The organism is Kosakonia sp. (assembly GCF_032104925.1).
Lineage (GTDB): Bacteria > Pseudomonadota > Gammaproteobacteria > Enterobacterales > Enterobacteriaceae > Kosakonia.
Map to the genome: position 1 here is coordinate 368,068 of NZ_DAMCGF010000001.1, position 18,515 is coordinate 386,582.

General features: G+C 54.9%; 15 protein-coding genes and 1 pseudogene. 6 read left to right on the top strand and 10 right to left on the bottom strand.

Going from position 1 to position 18,515, the window contains the following annotated elements; all coding sequences use genetic code 11:
- Window positions 1-182 precede the first annotated feature (182 nt).
- The gene (gene lysC / locus RT644_RS01775; RefSeq protein WP_045508435.1) at window positions 183-1,544 is read right to left on the bottom strand and encodes a lysine-sensitive aspartokinase 3; all 1,362 of its coding nucleotides are present in this window, start codon (window positions 1,542-1,544) and stop codon (window positions 183-185) included.
- A 639-nt stretch (window positions 1,545-2,183) separates the two neighbouring features.
- Between lysC and RT644_RS01780 the strand changes: the two genes are divergently transcribed.
- Window positions 2,184-3,569, top strand: a complete 1,386-nt coding sequence (locus tag RT644_RS01780; RefSeq protein WP_016496095.1) for a diaminobutyrate--2-oxoglutarate transaminase — start codon at window positions 2,184-2,186, stop codon at window positions 3,567-3,569.
- 17 nt (window positions 3,570-3,586) lie between these two features.
- Entirely contained in the window at window positions 3,587-5,050 is a 1,464-nt protein-coding gene (locus tag RT644_RS01785) for an aspartate aminotransferase family protein (protein ID WP_313625281.1), read from the top strand.
- On the opposite strand, the gene RT644_RS01790 is transcribed toward RT644_RS01785, so the two are convergent.
- A complete protein-coding gene (locus tag RT644_RS01790) occupies window positions 5,036-5,359 on the bottom strand; it encodes a hypothetical protein (RefSeq protein WP_313625283.1) in 324 nt (107 codons plus the stop codon). The genes RT644_RS01785 and RT644_RS01790 overlap by 15 nt on opposite strands.
- Window positions 5,360-5,623: 264 nt before the next feature.
- Window positions 5,624-6,007, bottom strand: coding sequence for a DUF4440 domain-containing protein (locus RT644_RS01795; protein WP_313625285.1), 384 nt, complete (start codon window positions 6,005-6,007; stop codon window positions 5,624-5,626).
- A 133-nt stretch (window positions 6,008-6,140) separates the two neighbouring features.
- Between RT644_RS01795 and RT644_RS23600 the strand changes: the two are divergent.
- Window positions 6,141-6,339: pseudogene (locus tag RT644_RS23600) on the top strand (hypothetical protein); the annotation flags it as partial.
- A gap of 7 nt (window positions 6,340-6,346) precedes the next feature.
- A complete protein-coding gene (locus RT644_RS01800; RefSeq protein WP_313625287.1) occupies window positions 6,347-6,952 on the top strand; it encodes a hypothetical protein in 606 nt (201 codons plus the stop codon).
- Between the two features lie 24 nt (window positions 6,953-6,976).
- Here the strand turns inward: RT644_RS01800 and RT644_RS01805 are convergent, their stop codons facing one another.
- Window positions 6,977-7,900, bottom strand: coding sequence for a LysR family transcriptional regulator (locus tag RT644_RS01805; protein WP_313625289.1), 924 nt, complete (start codon window positions 7,898-7,900; stop codon window positions 6,977-6,979).
- A 129-nt stretch (window positions 7,901-8,029) separates the two neighbouring features.
- On the opposite strand from RT644_RS01805, the gene RT644_RS01810 reads away from it, so the two are divergent.
- Complete coding sequence (locus RT644_RS01810; RefSeq protein ID WP_313625291.1) at window positions 8,030-9,439, top strand: MFS transporter; 1,410 nt, start codon at window positions 8,030-8,032, stop codon at window positions 9,437-9,439.
- Here RT644_RS01810 and RT644_RS01815 read toward each other — a convergent pair.
- From RT644_RS01815 to RT644_RS01830, 4 genes are all read right to left on the bottom strand, one after another.
- The gene (locus RT644_RS01815; protein WP_045508429.1) at window positions 9,436-10,041 is read right to left on the bottom strand and encodes a class I SAM-dependent DNA methyltransferase; all 606 of its coding nucleotides are present in this window, start codon (window positions 10,039-10,041) and stop codon (window positions 9,436-9,438) included. The genes RT644_RS01810 and RT644_RS01815 overlap by 4 nt on opposite strands.
- A gap of 64 nt (window positions 10,042-10,105) precedes the next feature.
- The gene (locus tag RT644_RS01820) at window positions 10,106-10,648 is read right to left on the bottom strand and encodes an NUDIX hydrolase (protein ID WP_313625295.1); all 543 of its coding nucleotides are present in this window, start codon (window positions 10,646-10,648) and stop codon (window positions 10,106-10,108) included.
- Window positions 10,649-10,800: 152 nt separating this feature from the next.
- A complete protein-coding gene (locus RT644_RS01825; RefSeq protein ID WP_016496088.1) occupies window positions 10,801-10,974 on the bottom strand; it encodes a hypothetical protein in 174 nt (57 codons plus the stop codon).
- Window positions 10,975-11,127: 153 nt separating this feature from the next.
- Window positions 11,128-11,610 carry a GNAT family N-acetyltransferase gene (locus RT644_RS01830; protein WP_313625298.1) on the bottom strand — a complete coding sequence of 161 codons (483 nt, stop codon included), beginning with the start codon at window positions 11,608-11,610 and terminating at the stop codon, window positions 11,128-11,130.
- A gap of 348 nt (window positions 11,611-11,958) precedes the next feature.
- Between RT644_RS01830 and RT644_RS01835 the strand changes: the two genes are divergently transcribed.
- Window positions 11,959-12,579, top strand: a complete 621-nt coding sequence (locus RT644_RS01835) for a response regulator transcription factor (protein WP_016496086.1) — start codon at window positions 11,959-11,961, stop codon at window positions 12,577-12,579.
- On the opposite strand, the gene RT644_RS01840 is transcribed toward RT644_RS01835, so the two are convergent.
- Both RT644_RS01840 and RT644_RS01845 read right to left on the bottom strand, forming a co-directional pair.
- On the bottom strand, window positions 12,576-18,119 hold the full coding sequence (locus tag RT644_RS01840; RefSeq protein WP_313625301.1) for an AAA family ATPase: 5,544 nt from the start codon (window positions 18,117-18,119) through the stop codon (window positions 12,576-12,578). The two genes, RT644_RS01835 and RT644_RS01840, sit on opposite strands and share 4 nt — an antisense overlap.
- On the bottom strand, window positions 18,116-18,502 hold the full coding sequence (locus tag RT644_RS01845) for a response regulator transcription factor (protein ID WP_045508422.1): 387 nt from the start codon (window positions 18,500-18,502) through the stop codon (window positions 18,116-18,118). Before RT644_RS01845 ends, RT644_RS01840 begins: the two co-directional genes overlap by 4 nt.
- Window positions 18,503-18,515 lie beyond the last annotated feature (13 nt).

Below are 18,515 nucleotides of genomic sequence, written 5' to 3' on the forward strand. Positions count from 1 at the left end.
TACCGTCCAGACAGGCACAGGCGACTTTCTGCGTTCCGGTCACCTTGAGTAAGGCGGACTCTGAGCGTGACGGTATCAGTGGAAAAAGGGAGAAAGTGGCGGGTGATTGCTCTTGAGGTAAGTGCTGGCAGACGCGCTGCCAGCACTGAGCGTTGCCCGCGTGCGGGGCCCGTTAACCGCCGTTATTCTAACAAGTTACGGTGTAACGTTTTCACGGCGCTGTCAGCGCATTCTGCGGGGAGCAGGAAGCAAAGATTATGGCTGGAGGCACCGTGGCAAATCATCCGCACGGAATGGTTTTCCAGTTCGGCGAACACCTCTTTGCATACCGCCGGAGCCTGCGAGAGCGTGTTACCAATAAGCGAGACTAACGCCAGACCGGTCTCGATTTCGACATGGCAGTGCGATGACAGTTCGGTAAGCAGCGCGGTAGTCAGCGTGTCCGCTTCACCGGACGTAGAGCCGGTGGAGTTGAGGATAAGCGCAATGCTGGCTTCCGAAGTTGTCACCAGATCCATCGCCACATCATGACGCGACAAAATGTTGAACATCTCGGCTAAAAAGCGGTGTGCCGGCTGCGCATCAATGCTGGATAACTTTAACAGCGTTTGCTGGCGACGAACGGCCAGCGCACGGTAACGTGGCGGTTCGGGCGTGTCACGGCAGACCAGCGTTCCGCCCGCGCGCGGCTGGGCGCTTGAACCGACAAAGACCGGAATATTTTTACGCATCGCGGGCAACAGTGTTGCCGGATGCAGCACTTTCGCGCCGAAGGTCGCCATTTCACTGGCTTCAGAGAATGAGAGCGTATCAATGCGTTTTGCCTGGGCAACGATTCTGGGATCGGTTGTATAAATCCCGGCGACATCGGTCCAGATATCCACTCGCGCTGCCTGCAACGCTTCCGCCAGCAATGAAGCGGTGTAATCACTGCCGCCACGGCCGAGCGTGGTGGTTTGCCCCGCCGCGTCGCTGCCAATAAAGCCTTGCGTGATCACCAGCGACTGTGCAATGCGCGGGCGCAAATGCTTTTCCACCCGTTCTGCAATCTCGCTTATAACGGGTACCGCGCAGCCGAACGTGTCGTTCGTGCGAATCACTTTGCGCGCGTCAAACCACTGCGTTTCGACGTCGCGTTCGCGCAGAACCTCCACAAACAGCAGGGAAGACATCAGCTCCCCGTGGCTCACCAGTTCATCGCACAGCGCGTCTGACCGGGAATCAACGGCCATGGCCGCAAGATGGCTGATATTATCGAGCAGGCGGTCGATCTCCTGGCCGATGGCTTCTGGCTGTTTCAGGCGAGAAATAATGTTGTATTGCAGGGTGCGCAGGGTGTCGATCTTATCTTGTCGAACGCTGCTTTCCAGACCACCTGAAAGTTCAACTAACAGGTTGGTGACGCCAGCGGAGGCAGATAAAACAACCAGACGAACGTCTTTATCAGCAAGGACAATGGTGGCGCTGCGGCTCATCGCGTCAAAATCGGCGACACTGGTTCCGCCAAATTTGGCAACGATGGTGTGTGGATAAATGCGAGTCATAACAATCTCATATCAGGGCGCCATAATTTTATGGCATGAAAATTTTCATTCTCGGCATAAGGGAAGCATGCTTCGCCTTACGAAATGTCCGCCCGCGAACATTTCTTTTTACAACCCAGGATTCTGCTCCCGTTGTCGATAACCTGTATTGCCTCTCACGAGTTACCGGGTGTGATACGCATTAATGATTAAATAGATGCTTCCTTTTTTTCGCCTCAGGGTTTTTATCGCGGGGCATAGTAAGTGATTTAACTCGCTGAATCGATATTTTCCTTACCATTTGCAATAAACCAATGGAAAATATCATGATTTATTCAGTGCTTGCTGGCGAAGTTTGGCTTAAATAACGTTCTAATAACATAAAAAGAGCACAAATATTAAAAAGCGAGGTTTATCATGGCATTGTTTCCGATGCTGCCTGGAATATTCTTGTAACAGAATTGGTTACAATTCATGCTGAACAATCCCCATGCATAAATATTTTTTGTCATTGATTTTTAAAGAAAATGACATAAATAGCCTGACAAAATAAAAGATTGAGTCCGCTGCTGAAAACACATATATTAGCCGCGTTTTTTACAAGCCCCCTTAAACCCTTATTCAACCCGGTGTTAAATCAACCCAGGTTGTAGGAGAGATATGATGACGGATAAAGTCCGTATTGATTCTTTGAGTGCTAAATCATTCCCGCAAAGCAATGAGACCTTTTTAGCAAGACAGGCCGAATTTGAATCCAATGTCAGAAGCTATCCGCGTAAATTGCCGTTAGCGATTGCCAAAGCGCAGGGCGTCTGGATCACCGATGTTGAGAATAATCAATACCTTGACTGCCTTGCAGGCGCCGGTACTCTGGCGCTGGGCCATAATCATCCTGATGTGATTCAAAGCATCCAAAGTGTCATTACCAGTGGCTTACCGTTACATACGCTCGACCTGACCACGCCGTTAAAAGATGAGTTTTCAGAATATCTGCTCTCTTTGCTGCCGGGTCAGGGCAAAGAATATTGCCTGCAATTCACCGGGCCTTCCGGCGCGGACGCCGTGGAAGCGGCGCTGAAGCTGGCGAAAAAAGTGACCGGTCGTTCCGGGATTATCAGCTTCTCTGGCGGTTACCACGGCATGACGCACGGCGCGCTTTCCGTGACGGGCAACCTGTCGCCGAAAGAAGCGGTAAACGGCATGATGCCGGAAGTGCAGTTTATGCCTTATCCGCACCAGTATCGTTGCCCGCTGGGTATCGGTGGCGAAGCCGGTGTCAAAGCGCTGACTTACTACTTCGAAAACCTGATCAACGACGTTGAAAGCGGCGTGCGTAAACCGGCTGCTGTGATCCTGGAAGCGGTGCAGGGCGAAGGCGGCGTGAACCCGGCGCCGATCGAGTGGCTGCAGCGTATCCGTAAAGTGACCCAGGAACACGGCATTATGTTGATCCTGGACGAAGTGCAGGCTGGTTTCGCCCGTACTGGCAAACTGTTCGCCTTCGAACACGCCGGTATTGAGCCGGACATCATTGTGATGTCCAAAGCGGTCGGTGGCGGTTTGCCGCTGGCGGTACTGGGTATCAAAAAACAGTTCGACGCCTGGGCGCCGGGCCACCATACCGGTACCTTCCGTGGCAACCAGCTGGCGATGGCAACAGGCCTCACTACGCTGAAGATCCTCAAAGAAGATCGCATTGCCGATAAAGTGGCAGAGCAGGGCGAATGGCTGAAAGGCAAACTGGCTGAAATGCAAAAACGTTTCCCGGTTATCGGTCACGTTCGCGGCCTGGGCCTGATGATCGGTATTGAGATCGTTAAGCCGCACGAAGCGCAGGATCACATGGGTTGCTACCCGGCAGACGGTGAGCTTTCTGCACTGTTGCAGAAAAAATGCTTCGAATCAGGTCTGATCCTCGAGCGTGGCGGCCGTGGCGGTTGCGTACTGCGCCTGCTGCCTTCGCTGCTTATCAGCAATGCTGAGCTGGAAATTTTCCTCGATAAATTTGAAAACGCGCTGCTGAGCGCTGGCGTGAAGCCTGTTTAATCGGAGTAAGTGAGCGAATGTCTGATTTAAATCCGATTCTCTCTGGTTCCGCGCAGAGTATTGCTGCCTATCAGGAAGCCATTGAGCAGAGCACGCGAGCTGTTGTGCAGTGGCTCAAGCAACCTGAAATGTATCAGGGCAAAACTGTCGCGGAATTACGTGAGCGCATCAATTTAGAATTCACGTCTCCGGGCCTGGGCAACCAGGCCGCTATTGAGCGCGCCGTTGAGTATTTCCTTAAAGACAGCTTGTCCGTGCATCACCCGCAGTGCGTGGCGCACCTCCACTGTCCGAGCCTGGTAATTAGCCAGGCGGCGGAAGTGCTGATCAACGCCACGAACCAGAGCATGGATTCGTGGGATCAGAGCCCGTCGGCAACCATCATCGAGATGAAACTCATCGAATGGTTGCGTGCTCAGGTGGGATACCCGGCTGGTGACGCGGGCGTGTTCACCAGCGGCGGGACGCAGAGCAACCTGATGGGCTTGATGCTGGCGCGCGATGCCTTTTTTGCACGCCAGGGTCACTCCGTTCAGCAGCACGGCTTAACCGGTAACCTCAGCAAAATTAAAGTGTTATGTTCTGAAAATGCACATTTTTCAGTGCAGAAGAACATGGCGCTGATGGGGCTGGGTTACCAGTCCGTGACGCTGGTAAAAACGGATGCGTTTTCGCGCATGGATGTTAACGATCTGGCGCAGAAACTGGCCGAGGCGAAAGCCAACGGTGAGCAGGTAATGGCGATTGTTGCTACCGCCGGCACCACCGATGCGGGCGCGATTGATCCGTTAGCGGACATCGCCGCGCTGGCCGCTGAACAGCAGATTTGGGTTCACGTTGATGCGGCCTGGGGCGGCGCGTTGCTGCTCTCTGAGAAGTATCGCCATTTCCTCAATGGCCTTGAACTGGCGGATTCCGTGACGCTGGATTTCCATAAGCAATTCTTCCAGACCATCAGCTGTGGCGCGTTCCTGCTGAAAGATGCGCGCCATTATCAGTTAATGCGTTACCAGGCGGCCTACCTGAACTCTGACTTTGACGAAGAGCAGGGCGTACCAAACCTGGTGTCGAAATCATTGCAGACAACGCGCCGTTTCGATGCGCTGAAGCTGTGGATGGGTCTTGAAGCGCTGGGTAAAAAGCAGTACGCCGAAATTATTGACAACGGCGTCACGCTGGCGCAGCAAGTGGCGCAGTTTGTTGCCGAACAGCCGCAGCTGGAACTGGTGATGCAGCCGCAACTGGCCAGCGTATTGTTCCGTTTCCGCCCGGAAAAGGGTGATACGGCAAGCGTTGCGTTGCTGAACCAGCGTATCGGCGATGCACTGTTGGCCTCCGGGAGCGCCAACGTTGGTGTAACGGAAGCGGACGGGGTGACCTGCCTGAAGCTGACATTGCTGAACCCGACCGTTTGTCTGGAGGACGTCAAAGTTCTGCTGGCAAGTGTGGTTGCCTGTGGTCAGCAGTTACAGAACGCCTGATTGCCTGATTCGCCTCGTAAGTAAAAAAAAGCCGACAGCAGCGATGTTGTCGGCTTTTTTATTGTCTGCAAAACGTCTCTGCGCGTCACGCTTCGTCGGGCGCAGCCGGGTCGGGCTCCCTGGAAATAATGTCACATGGCCTGCGTTGTTGGGCTTTCGATCGGCTGGCAAATTGCGCAGCACTTTTCGTTGTTCTGAAGCAGGTACCGCGAATGAACAAACAGCGCAGTAAATCCAGGACGCAAGGAGATGCTGCGCTGCTGGCAACGGTGTCGTTTTCAAACCACAAAACTCATTACGACTAAGCACGACTAAGCGCCGGGCAAAACCAGACCTATGTAAGGTGAAGGTCGCGAATCGACAGTGCGCTGCAAAAAGAGGTGAGTGTAGTGGAACCGATAGCTCAGGCAAGACTGGCCTTGGCCGTGGGTTATCTGGTTATACTTCATTTAACATAATATACATTATGCGCACTAAGGTGGTATTAGACAGAATCCAGCGGTTTGCCATCATCATTTGCCGTGGTCATTTATCTCTGTTTTTCTTGCCTTAGTGCCTACGCTGTTACAGCATTCATTCCGCCATGGGCGTCCCCTGATGAAAGCGCATCTGCCATCGACCTGGCATTGTTTTACACACCTCCCACAACGATGTCCGCAATGTTTGCTTCGCCATCTGGCCTTGTCCGTCGAGGATAAAACTTCGATACGTCAACAATGCATAACCGTTGTTGTGCATCGACAATGCAAAATCATCTGACGCGATCGGCTCAGAGACCTCATCTGCCAGTGCAGCAATCACTTGTTCTCTGCTGTATCGTTTACCGGATCGGCCAATCTCAAAAAAATCATGGTGTAAAAGTCTCTCGACAATGTCGGGCTGGCAGCGAATGTCGGGATCATGAAGCTGCTGTTCATATCTTACCAATATCGCCAGTAACGCATCTTCTTTGTTCATCGTCTTTCTCCCGTCCTGTTTGCATCACACATTTTCGAATACATCGCTATGCACAAATTTTATTCGGATTATTCTTACTTGCTTACAAGGTTGAGCTCTTTACTCTTAAAATCTCAATGACATGAGAACATTAGCAGGCGTTTATCCTAAGTGTTTCCCTCAGAAGCATTGCAATTAGTTTTGCAACGCGAATCGAGAATGCCATAACAAACTCTTCTGCATTTATCGGCAGTGCGATTTCTGGCACCATTCGAAACCCACAGAATATAACGCAATCCGGTAAATATATTTTTGGTTTAATTCAGTCATTTTCATTTACAGGAAGTAATTGACCCGGCAATGATGAAATATATAAGAAAAAGTCTTGCGTTAAGTAATGTTATCGCAAAGAAAATAGCGACTAACGATCCACAACAACTTGAGTTGATAAAGGATCGGCTTAAAAGTCGTTTCGGTGTGCCTGTTGGCATGCATATGACCGGTATTCCTTTAGGTATCAGTGTGATACTTGCTATTTTTTGCTACGCCATGCCGCAGGTTTCTCTGTGGATGATTATTTTCAACTGGCTATCCATACCTGAATATAAAGTGCTGGTCGGCGTTTTCTTTGCAGCGGCTGTTTATTGTGCGCTGATGATGACCACCATGTTGCTTACCGCGCGTGGTTCTCTGGCGGGACTGAAATCTCACCTGTTTATCATTGCGCTGACGGGCGTAATGGCCATTCTGTATTTTATTTCCGCCTTTTTCTCACTATTATTTGGCGCTGCGAATAATTACACGCCGCAGATAACATCAGTGCTGGGATTAGTCTTCTTCTTACTGAATGTTAAATGGATAAATTCCTCACTGTTTTACCGGTCAATCGCGCTGTCGTTACATAACCGAGTCTGGCGTAAACAGTTAAAAGCAGAGGCGCGGCAAGCGCACATGCTCAAACGCTAACGGCGTTCACATGGGGAAATGCTTTCACTTCCCCTTCTCATCCGGCACTAATCGCCTGCACACTCCCAGCATAAACTGGCGCAGCCAGCGATGCGCGGGATCGACTTCTGAACGTGGATGCCACAATTGAGATACGGTAATGGTGCGCGTTTTTACCGGCAGCTCAAACATTGCCACTCCCTGCCTGGCCGCAGGACTGAGAAGAAAAGAGGCCGGGATAAGCGCGATAAGATCGGACGCACGCGCCACGGCTAACGCCGCAGGAAAACCCGGCACCACGGCGGCGATTTTCCTGCGCACGCCCTGCTCTGCCAGCCCTTCATCAACCGGACCGCTTGTTAACCCCCGACGCGACGCCACGACATGGCCCCAGGCGACATACTCGTTGATCGTCACCTCATTAAGTTGCGCCAGTGGATGCGTATCCCTGACGACGCCGACAAAACGGTCTCTGAACAGCGCCTGCACGCGAATTTCTGGCCCCATTTCGCTCAGCACGCCAATTTCCAGATCGACCCGTCCTTCCCGCAAGGCACTGGAGCCCTTCTCTGGCTTTGGCGTAAACCGCAGCATCACGCCTGGCGCGACAGCCGCCATTTCCGCAATCAGCGTTGGGCCAAACGCTTCAACAAAACCATCGTTGGCGCGCAGGGTAAACATCTGCTGTAGCGAGGCAATATTAAGCTCGGGTTGCGCGGGTCGCAGCAACGCCCGCGCCTCGAAAACGGCGTTCTGCGTGCGTGTCTGAAGCGTTTCTGCATACGGCGTCAGCACCATATTACGCCCGGCGCGCACTAATAGCGGGTCGCCAGTGGTTTCCCGCAGACGGCTAAGTGTCCGGCTCATCGCCGAGGCGCTCAGACCAAGCCGCCGCGCTGCCGCCGCCACACTGCGCTCGGCGATCAGCACATCCAGGGCAAATAACAAATTCAGATCGGGTTCACTCATCGTTTTCGTCCACAACAGAAGGTTCAGATATGGCGTTTGCTGCAACGTATTAATGCAAATGCTGCGCCTTCCGCCATATATCCCACGAAATTATAGTTACCGCAAGCACAAAATCAGCAGAGGTTGTTTATGACACTATTTTTGGATAAACCCGGTGATGAAGGATTGCCCGGACGCGAGCGGTTGATGGCCATGGTTGCCGTGATGACCAGTACCACAATGGCGGTGTTTGATGGCTCGATGGTGAATATCGCCTTGCCGCAAATTGCGCGGGCGTTAGATGTAACCGCCGCGGAAGCTGTTTGGGTAGCGAATGGCTATCTGCTCTCCGCAGCCATGACGCTGGCAATCTTTGCTGCGTTAGCGGCACATATTGGCTTTCGCCGATTATTCGCCGCCGGGCTGGGGCTCTTCACGCTGGCCTCGCTGGGCTGCGCACTGGCGCAATCGCTGGAGACGCTGGTCGCGATGCGTATCTTGCAAGGGATTGGTGGGGCGGCAACACTCAGCATTGCACCGGCGATTTTGCGCTCGGTCTTTCCTAATCGATTACTGGGGCGCATCCTCGGAATGAACGCCCTGTTGATCGCCTCCAGTACCGCTATCGCGCCGGTTCTGGGTGGCACGCTGCTGGCAACGTTGAGCTGGCAATGGTTATTTGCCATTAACCTTCCGCTGGGCATCATCGCCCTGCTCTTCACATTACGGGTGATCCCGACTGCAACCTCCGCGTTGCGCGGGCCCTTCGATACGCCAGGGGCGCTGCTTTCCGCTCTTATGCTGGGCGCGATGGTAATGGCATCAAGCGCCATTTCCCGTTCCGGATCAGGGCTAACCGCGTTGAGTTATGGGCTTGTTGGTCTGGCTGCCGGGGCATTGTTTGTATTGCGTCAGCGCCAGGCACTGCAGCCGCTGATGCCGCTGACGCTTTTTGCCTCGCCGCGTTTTTCGCTGGCGGCACTGACATCGCTGGCCTCTTTTATCAGCCAGGGAATGACGTTCGTCGCCCTGCCGTTTCTGTTTCAGAGCGTATATGGTTACAGCGCGCTGACGTCGGCGTTGCTGTTTACCGCCTGGCCTGTTGGCATCATGCTGGTTGCGCCCCATGCCGGGCGGCTTGCCGACCGCTACGCACCTTCGTTGATTGCCACCGTTGGTCTGTGCCTTTTCGCGGTGGGGTTAATTTTGCTGGCGCGATTACCGCATGATCCGCCGGTGTGGGATATCAGCCTGCGCAGCCTGATCTGCGGTATTGGCTTCGGTTGTTTCCAGAGCCCGAACAATAAAGAGATGATGGCGAACGCCTCAAGGGAGCACAGTGGTTACGCGTCCGGCGTGCTGGCGATTATGCGCACGTTCGGCCAGTGTCTTGGCGCGGCGCTGTTGGGTGGGATACTTTCGCTCTATGCCCCTTCCGGCAATGTGGAGCAGGAGGCTTTTGCGGTCCGGCTTGGCTTAGGGCTGGCCGCTGCGGCAACACTTCTGGCGATCCTCTTTAGCCTGAGCCGCGTCCGGCAAATATCTTCACCGCCGCTTTAGCGAACGCGTTGCGCCAGCCATACGGTATGCCCGGCGCAGTGGGGATCTTCCTGAACCATCCCGATAACCTCGAAACCGTGATTTGCTAATAACGCGCGGTATTCGTCAGGTGCGAGACTGGCATGGAACAACGGTTCACCGGCAAACTGCCCCATTGCGATCCCGTGATCGGTTCCGCTGGTGAACATTAACGCGCTGCCCACATGGCTATGTTCGGCAAAACGAGCGAACATGTTGCGTTGATCCTCATGCGTCAGGTGAAAAAAGCTGTCCCAGGCCAGCAGCCCATCGAAGGTTTCACCGAGCGACAGGTTGCGCATATCCTGCTGGATCCAGCGCTGAGCGGGAAACTGCTGGCGCGCGCGGTCCAGCATTGCGCTTGCACCATCAACGCCGGTGAGTTGAAAACCCTGGCGGATAAACCAGCCCGCAATCGGCTGCCCGTTACCGCACCCGACATCGACAATGTTGCCTGCAACCGGCAGCAGGCTGGCGAATTTTTCCAGCCAGCCTTTTTCGAAAAGCGCCTTTGAGCGCTGCTCAGCAAATGTCCGGGCGTGACGTTGATAGATAGAAAGAATATGTTGTGCGGCGCTGTTCATGTTGATCTCGCGTTAAGCCAGGGACCCGGCGCATACGGTTGTGATGAGAAGCAAAATGCCCGCGCTATTCCAGCATGCCTTTGAGCTTTGCCAGCAAATACGCGGTGACGGACGTTGCATCGCTGATCTTTCCTTCACACATCAACGTCTCAAATTCTTTCAGGGTAATTTTGCGCGTCGTCAGACCAAACTCTTCAGGATCCAGTTCCTGCTGCTGATGCACCAACTCTTCAGCAAGGAAAATATGGTAACCCTGGCTGGAGTAGCCTTGCGCCAGCTTCTGGTACCCGACATGACGCATCTTTCCTGCCACCAGCCCGGTTTCCTCGCGCAGTTCACCGGCCGCCACATGCAGCGGATCCGCCTGCGGCGCGCATTCCCAGGCGCCTTGCGGCAGTTCAATAGTGTGCTTACCCAGCGGATAGCGGAACTGCTCAACTACATACAGGCTGTCACCTTCGCGGGCGATAATCACGACAAAATCAGCTTTCTCAACAACGGAGTAAATACCTTCGTTCCCATCTGCCCGCAGGATTTTGTCTTCGCGCAGACGCATCCATTTGTTGCGGTACACTTCGGTTGTGGCAAGCGTTTTAATCGCCGACATCACGGCTCTCCCTGTTTGACCTCAGGCGTGAAGAGTAACATGTGAATAGTGTAAGCGGGGGGATCTATCTGGCGCAGGAATAGGTTTCAGAGAAATCGGCGGTGGAGAAACAGAGGGGATATTAACATTAATATCCCCTTTGCAATGTCGGCTTATGGCACGCCATCGCAATTACAGGCTGCGCCGCCCTCGCCCGCCTGGCACAAGATCTGGCACATGCAGTTCCAGTCTATTTCGCCGTTCACTTCACACTCTGTCTGGCTGGCGGCGAAGACATTCATTGATAAACCAAATAATAAAATGGAAAGTAAGGCACGTATTTTCATAAAAAGTCCCTTTCTGTGATGAATCATGAAATAAAGCCACGCGATAGCGCAGCCTTATTATTATAGGAGATGTTTTATGATGGGGTGTTAATTAAGTTGTTTATTTTAATAGGAATTTTCTCCTCATCAATCCATTCTGTGAATAAATGCTCTTTATTTATTAACAGGGAAATTATATTCCATTTCAATACAGCGTAATTCCGCACGCGCCAGCGCAGAGGGATAAATACTCTCCCGCACTATGACAAACCCCTGCTTTTGATAGAAACCACAGGCGTTGGGTGTTGATGCCAGCGTGATGTGCAGCAAACCGCGCTGCGCCGCTTCCTGTTTAATGGCTGCAATTATCTGCGTCGCCAGCCCCTTTCCTTCCCACTCCGGCAACGTGAAAATGGCCTCCACGCTGGCGTTGGCGAGATCGAGAAAACCCGTGGCAACCGGCTGGTCATTTGCCGTGGTTGCCACATAAAAAGGGTTATTGGCAATCATCGTACGCTGGCTTTCCGGCATTTTATCCGGGGTCCAGGCGGTGATAACCTTGTCCTCATAAACGCCTTTGCAACCGTGGCGGATAGCCTGGTTACGGATGTGCCAAATAACTTCTGCTTCTTCAGGCTGTGCCCGTCTGATCGCCATATTCCTTCCCCCTAAATGCCACCACCCATTCTAAGATTATTCTTATTTTTGCTCTTGGACACCGTCAACGAAGCGCCCTTGCGGAGGGTTAACGGTACGATATATAAATTAACAAGCGGTTAAAATACATGCAACATTCAGTGATTTATAACAAATTTCATTCGAAAGTAATGCGCTAAACGTTGCCCCTTTTACCGGGTGTATATTCTTCACGCACTGGCACAAAAAGCCTACAGCATATAAGGAAAAGATCAGTTATTTCATCCAGTTAATTTTTATGTTATCAGTATCTGCCTGCATAGCTTACGGCCTGCTTTCTGGCATGCGCCCTACCGAGGCTGATAGATAATGGAACCTCTCGTATATGTTGTCGATGATGATAATGCCGTCAGACGATCAATTGTCCGGCTACTGGCAGCAGAAGGTTACCGCGCCATTGATTTCGCCTCTGCGGAATCTTTTCTCACCCACCCGCTGGTTTCTGTACCCTCTTGTTTGATTCTGGATTTGAATATGCCGGTCGCGGACGGTTTCGATGTCGCCAGCGCGTTAAAAGATCGCGGACGCGAATTGCCGATAATCTTTCTGACCGGTTATGGCACCATTCCGCTGACCGTACGGGCAATGAAAGCCGGGGCGCGTGAGTTCTTAACGAAGCCGGTAGAGTCCGAACGCCTGCTGTCGGCGGTCGCGGACGCGCTGACGGTGGCGGCGCAAGATTTCGAGCAACAACAGGAAAACTTTGCCCTCAAGCAGCGCCACTTATCCCTGACGCCGCGTGAGCAGGAAGTTTTTGAGCTGGCGATCAGTGGCTTGCTTAATAAGCAGATTGCGGCGGAATTGGGTGTCAGCGAAATTACCGTAAAAGTCCATCGCCGCCGGGTGATGGATAAAATGCAGGCCCGCTCGCTGGCGGATCTGGTGCATGCCGCAAGCCACCTGCATATCGCCAAATCCCGCAGCCGCTAATCCGCGGACACCGGCAAGGTAAAGGCAAACACGCTGCCGAATGGTAGCCTCGACTTCGCCGTTAGCTTGCCTTTATGCCGCTCAATAATGGCATAACTGATGGTCAATCCCATGCCCATGCCCTGCGCTTTGGTGGTATAGAACGACTCAAACAGCCGCCCCTGCACTTCTGCACTCATCCCGCTTCCGGTATCCGCAATCTGGCAAATCACCTCTTGCGGGTTCTGTGTCAGCGTTGAAAGCGTTAACACGCGCGGGCGCGAGTCGATATCCGCCATTGCTTCAACGGCATTCATCACCAGGTTAAGCAGCACCTGCTGGATCTGAACGCTATCGCCATAAATAAAGCTGTTATGCGCATCAAGGGCATACTCAACAGCGATCTGCCGCCGCGCCAGCTCGCTGCGGGAAAGCGTCATGATATGGCGCAGTAAGAAATGCAGATCGATGCGCTCGAACACCGGCTCCTGCCTGCGCGTCAGCGATTGCAGGCTACGGATCACCTCTCCGGCGCGCTGCCCTTCGCTGATAATCTCCTCCAGACCAACGCGCACATTATCGACCGGGATCGGTGAGCGATTAAGCCAGCGCAGGCTGGCACCGGCGTTAGAGACAATCGACATTAGCGGCTGGTTAATTTCATGGGCAATCGATGAGGTTAACTGCCCGACGGTGGTGGCGCGCGACACCCGCGCCAGCTCGGCCTGAGCGACGCGCGCGGCATCCTCGCTCTGCCGCTGGGCGGTAATATCGGTAATGGTGCCAAAATATTCATGCACCTCATCACCGGAAGAGACCGGATCGCCGATGCCGAGGATATACCGGCACTCGCCATCGGTGCGGATAATGCGAAACTCCGCCTGCATGGTGAGCCCCTGCGCGACACTGCGGGTGACCAGCGCGCTGATATGTGGATGATCGTCCGGGTGAACAAAGGTTAAAAACTCGGCCATGGAGATCAGTTTGCGCTTCTCGTCCAGCCCGAGGATGCGCGCATACTCATCCGACATATGCATCAAATCCTGTTCCAGTTCCCAGCGCCAGGTTCCGGTGTGGCTGATTTGTTCGCCCAGCATCAGCGAGGTCTGGCTGGCGCGCAGCTCCTTTTCGACGCGCCGACGCTGCATGTTCTCTTCCACCAGCTTGGCATACAGCCGCGCGGTCTCCAGCGACACCGCAGCATGTGCGCCAAGCAGGTTCACGACGCGAGACTGGCCTGCGGTAAACATCTCCGGCATCAGGCGGTTTTCCAGATATAACACCCCCACCAGCCGCGCCTGTTTGAACATTGGCACACACATTACCGCCGCCCCGGAAGAGACAAGATACGGATCCTGGCTAAACGGGCTGTACTCTTCCGGCCGGCCGGTGCGGATCTCTTGTCCGGTGCGGATCACGGCCGCCAGCACCGATAACGGCATATCTGTCGCCAGCGGCATCTCTTTGATCACCCGCACCAGTACGCCCTCTTTACTGGTGTGTGCGCTGGCTTCGATTTCCGGAATGTTGTCATCAAGTACGCGAATCAGTAAGCCGCGCTGCGCACCGGCACGCTCCAGCAACATGGTCATCAGGATCTGAATCAGCCGTTCGAGGTTGATCTCCTCTGATAAGGCGCGGGAGGCTTTGATGATACTTTGCAGATCGCGGATTTCATCGTTCTGCGCAAAGGAGATGGTGTCATAGGGGGTACTTTCCACGGGCGTGAAAAGATGGGGATGCTCCTGCTGCAAATGGCGAACTTTGGCCTGCGCCCCGACGCGTCCCCAGGCGGCCATCGCGCCGCGAAAATACGCGTCGGCTGCGGTCTGGTATCCACAGGAGAGCGCAAAACGCCCCGCCAGTTCATGCGCCAGCGCATTGCTGGGGTTAAAACCGGCTTCGCGGGACAGCGTAATCGCCTTCTCATACTGTTCGAGCGCGATGCTGTTCATGCCGTCAAGGCGCACGATTTCCGCGTAAACCAGCGCTTCTTTATCGCTGAAGGTTCCCGGATTGACGCGCGCCCAGCGGGCGATTTTATTGTTGTGCTGGTTCAGCCGCAGGCGGTGCTCAGCGGAAAACGTCTCTGGCGTTAACTGCATCGACAACGCAAGCGCGCTGTAAAGGTGATAATCCAGCAGACTGATATGCCCCGGTGCGGACCAGGCATGTTTTCCCGCCTCTTTCAGACACGATTCCGCGCGGGAACAGGCCCCGGTGAAAAAGTGCGCCATCCCGCGATAGAGCCAGAACCAGAACAGCATGGTGGCAGGCGGCGTCGGGGGCAGCAGCGATCGGGGCAGGATCGCTTTGCCGCTTAACATGCTATCCGGCTGTCGCAGATACTCGACAAAGTGACGTTGTAACAGCAGCAGGTGATCCATGTCCGAATACTGGGTTTCACGAATAAAAGCCAGACCGCGATCGATATGGCCTAATACCGTGTCGAGGTGATCGCCGCGACTCATGGCGTTGATCACCTGGCGAAAAGCGGCAAAACAGGCAATGGTCAGATCGCCATGCGCAACGGCTGCGGTAAAGCAGGCGTTAGCGCACTCCACGCTTCGCGATAGCGGTTGTGTCCAGACACAGCTACGCCCGAGCGGCACCAGGGCTTTCGCGGCAAATTCATGTAAACCGTGGCGCGTCACCAGCTCCTGCGCCAGAACGCTGTAACGGTAGCCCAGTTCATACTCTTCATAGCGTTCACCGAGCAGTACACCAAACCAGGCCAGTGCCGAGGTGGATGCGCCGGTCAGCCCACGTTCGAGCGTCAGTTGCAGCATCTGGCACAGCAACAGGAAATGCAGGCGCGGGCAATTAAAGCTGGCATACAAACTGGCGCTCGCCAGCAGGTTCATCAGCGCGTCGGTTTCCTGGTGGTTCATGCGCGGCAGCGCAGTAAACAGATGCGCGGGATTATCACCAACACGCGCATGCATCTCCTGCCACGCGTGATCACAGGCCGCATCGTCAGGATAACGGCTCAGGTGAATGCCAAACACGGTCAACCAACACAGTGTTGTCTCCAGCGCCAGCTGATAACCGGACTGGCGAATATGCACTTCTGCCAGCAATGTCGCGGCCTGCGCTTTTTCCGTGAGCCCGCCTGGCGAGGCCAGTAACCGTTCGCACAGTCCGCGCGCGGTTGACAGGTTACCGAGCAAAAACTCACAGGCGGTCTCCTCCAGCGACAGCGCAAAGTCATGCCCTGTCCCGGTACGAAGCCGCTGCGCGAGATGTAAGTAGCTCAGGGCCGACGTGTAGTCACCGGTATGTTTTGCCCGTCTGGCGGCAAGCAGGCTAAGTTCACTGAAGTGCTGGCGTTGCGGCGGCAAAATGTCGTCGGCCGCGGCATTAATGTGGTGAATAGCGCGAAACAGCAGCTCATTGCCCGGGGCTTCGGCTGCCGTTTGCGCCAGAAGCGTGGCCGTGGCCAGATGCAACTGGCGGCAATATGCAGGTTCCAGCAGCGCGCAGGCCGCTTCGTGAATGCGCTCATGGGTAAAGGTGTACGCGGCGGCGTTAAGCGTGACCAGTTGTACCGTAAGCGCAGGATGCAGACGGTAATGCACCTCGCTGGCAGAAAGGTTCAGCACACGGCTTATTAACGTGATATCCCCCGCGCTGCCAAGACAGGCCATGCTCCCGAGCAGGACGCGCGTTTCAGGCGGCATTTGCGCCAGCTGCTGGAGCAGCAAATCGGGGACGTTTTCACGGTGGTAGCGGGTGCTAATCGCCGCCAGGTCATACTGCCATTTGCCCTGGTAACTGTTATGGCTCACCAGACCGTCTTCGGTAATGCGCTTAAAGAACTCATGGACGAACAGCGGATTGCCGCCGGTTTTTTCATGGATCAGTTTTGCCAGCTCAAGGGTGGATGCCGGGCGCGTCTGAAAAACGGTCGCCAGCCAGCGCGAGATTGCTTTCGCCGAGCGCGGTTGCGGCACACACTCAATTACCCGGCTGGCGGCGCTACGCAAGCGGGCCAGCGCGGTGGCAAAAGCCGGATCGTCTAACGAGGCTACGTCGCGGTGTGAAACCACCATCAGCAGCGGCAAGGCATGGCTGTGCTGTAACAGGTATTCCAGTAAATGCAGGCTGGCGTCGTCGATCCAGTGCAGATTATCGATAAGGATAATCAACGGGCAACCTGGTGTGGCAAAGACATTCACCAGCCGCAGCACCATGTGGTTGAAGCGCGCGCGTGAATCGAGTGACAAGGTGTCGACAAACAGCACGGGTTTACTGTTAATCAGCAGACCCAGCTCCGGCGCGAGGCTCACCGCCAGCGCTTCATAACCGGTGAGCGCACTGCTAAGCCGCGTCTTCCAGCGCGCCACTTCCTCAGCGGGTAAACCCAGTAAATGCAGCGCCAGCGAGCGGAAAGCGGCCGTCAGCACACCCAGCGGCAGAATCGACGAGTTTTGTTCCACCTTCCCGAGCGCGATAAGCGACGGGCGACTCTGAAAGGCCTTTAACGACGAGGCCATCAGCGACGATTTCCCCATCCCGACAGGACCGCTGATGGTGACCAGCGTTTGCGTACCGCTTTGCACAACCGCGTCCAGCGCGTCTGCCAGCGATTTGGCCTGCGGATGGGCGCGATACAACGTGTTAGCAAAATGCAGCGCCGGTGACCGATCCTGCAGACCTGGCGTAAAGGCGGCTATCTCGCCATCGGGCGTTAATGTCGCCTGGCAGCGGCGCAAATCCGCCATCAGCCCATCGACCGTCTGGTAACGTTTTTCCGGCGACTTTGCCAGCAGCTTCAGCACAATGGTGGAGAGCATCTCCGGCACCCCGTCGCGCAGGCTATGCGGCGGCGAAGGTTCAGAGGCGATGTGGTGCAACACCCATTCCGCCTGCCCGCCTTCGCTGAGATCGAACGGCAATGTGCCGGTCAACAGCTCATAAAAGACAATCCCCAGACTGTAGAGATCGCTGCGGTTGTCCACGGCGTGGTGGGTGCGCGTGGTGTGCTCCGGTGACATATAGGCCAGCGTACCGCCGGAGAGCGGCAGCCAGTTCTGCGCCGGTTCCCCGACGGTACTGGTCGTCAGTCCAAACCCGCCCAACCGGCAGCCTTCATCGGTGAGAAAAATATTGCCGGGTTTAATATCGCCATGGATCAGGTTGCTCTGGTGCATCTGGCGCAGCGGCGTGCAGATGCGCAGGGTCAGTTCAAGCCAACTGGCGATACACGCCATCGGCTGGGTGATCATGCGGGTGAGCGGTTTAAAGGCAAATGTGGGGTAAACCAGCGCAACGCGGCCGTGATACTGCGTGCTGGCCACCGGTTTTACCGCCCAACGGCTATCAAGCTGCTGGCGCAACGCTAATTCGTTGTTCAGCAACTGGCTGGCGCGCGGCTCGGCATCGTCGCTTACCGCCGTGGCGAGAATAAACGCATCACTCGCCCACGGGTAGTGGGCATTCATCCAGACAATGCCGCCCTCCTGCGCCAGCGGCGTGTAGATAGCATCATCCTGCAGCGTAAACGGTTGGTTTTCGGCCAGCATCGGCGGCCAGGGGGGAGATTTTGCGTTTCCGGTCATGGCGTCTCCTCACCTCCCGCCAGCGTGCGCGAAATATGATCAAGCAGCATGTCGATATCGATCGGTTTATGCAAAAAAGCAACGGCACCGGGTTGCCCCGCGAACCGTTGCCAGGTTTCATCGTCGTGACCGGAAATAAATATCAGCGGCGGCGGGCACGGGTTACATTGCAGTTTCTCGTACAGCGCCGCCCCGCTCATGCCTTTAAGTTTAATATCGGCAATCACCAGTGCGGTTTGCCGCTGCGCGCTACCATCGTTGAGGAAGGCCTCGGCGGACGCGAAGGTCAGCGTGGCGTACCCCGCCGATTGCAGCAAATTGCTTAACCCGCTACGCACGGACGGTTCATCATCAACAATGGCAATACGCAGGGTGTGCGTCATGGTTATCCTCGGG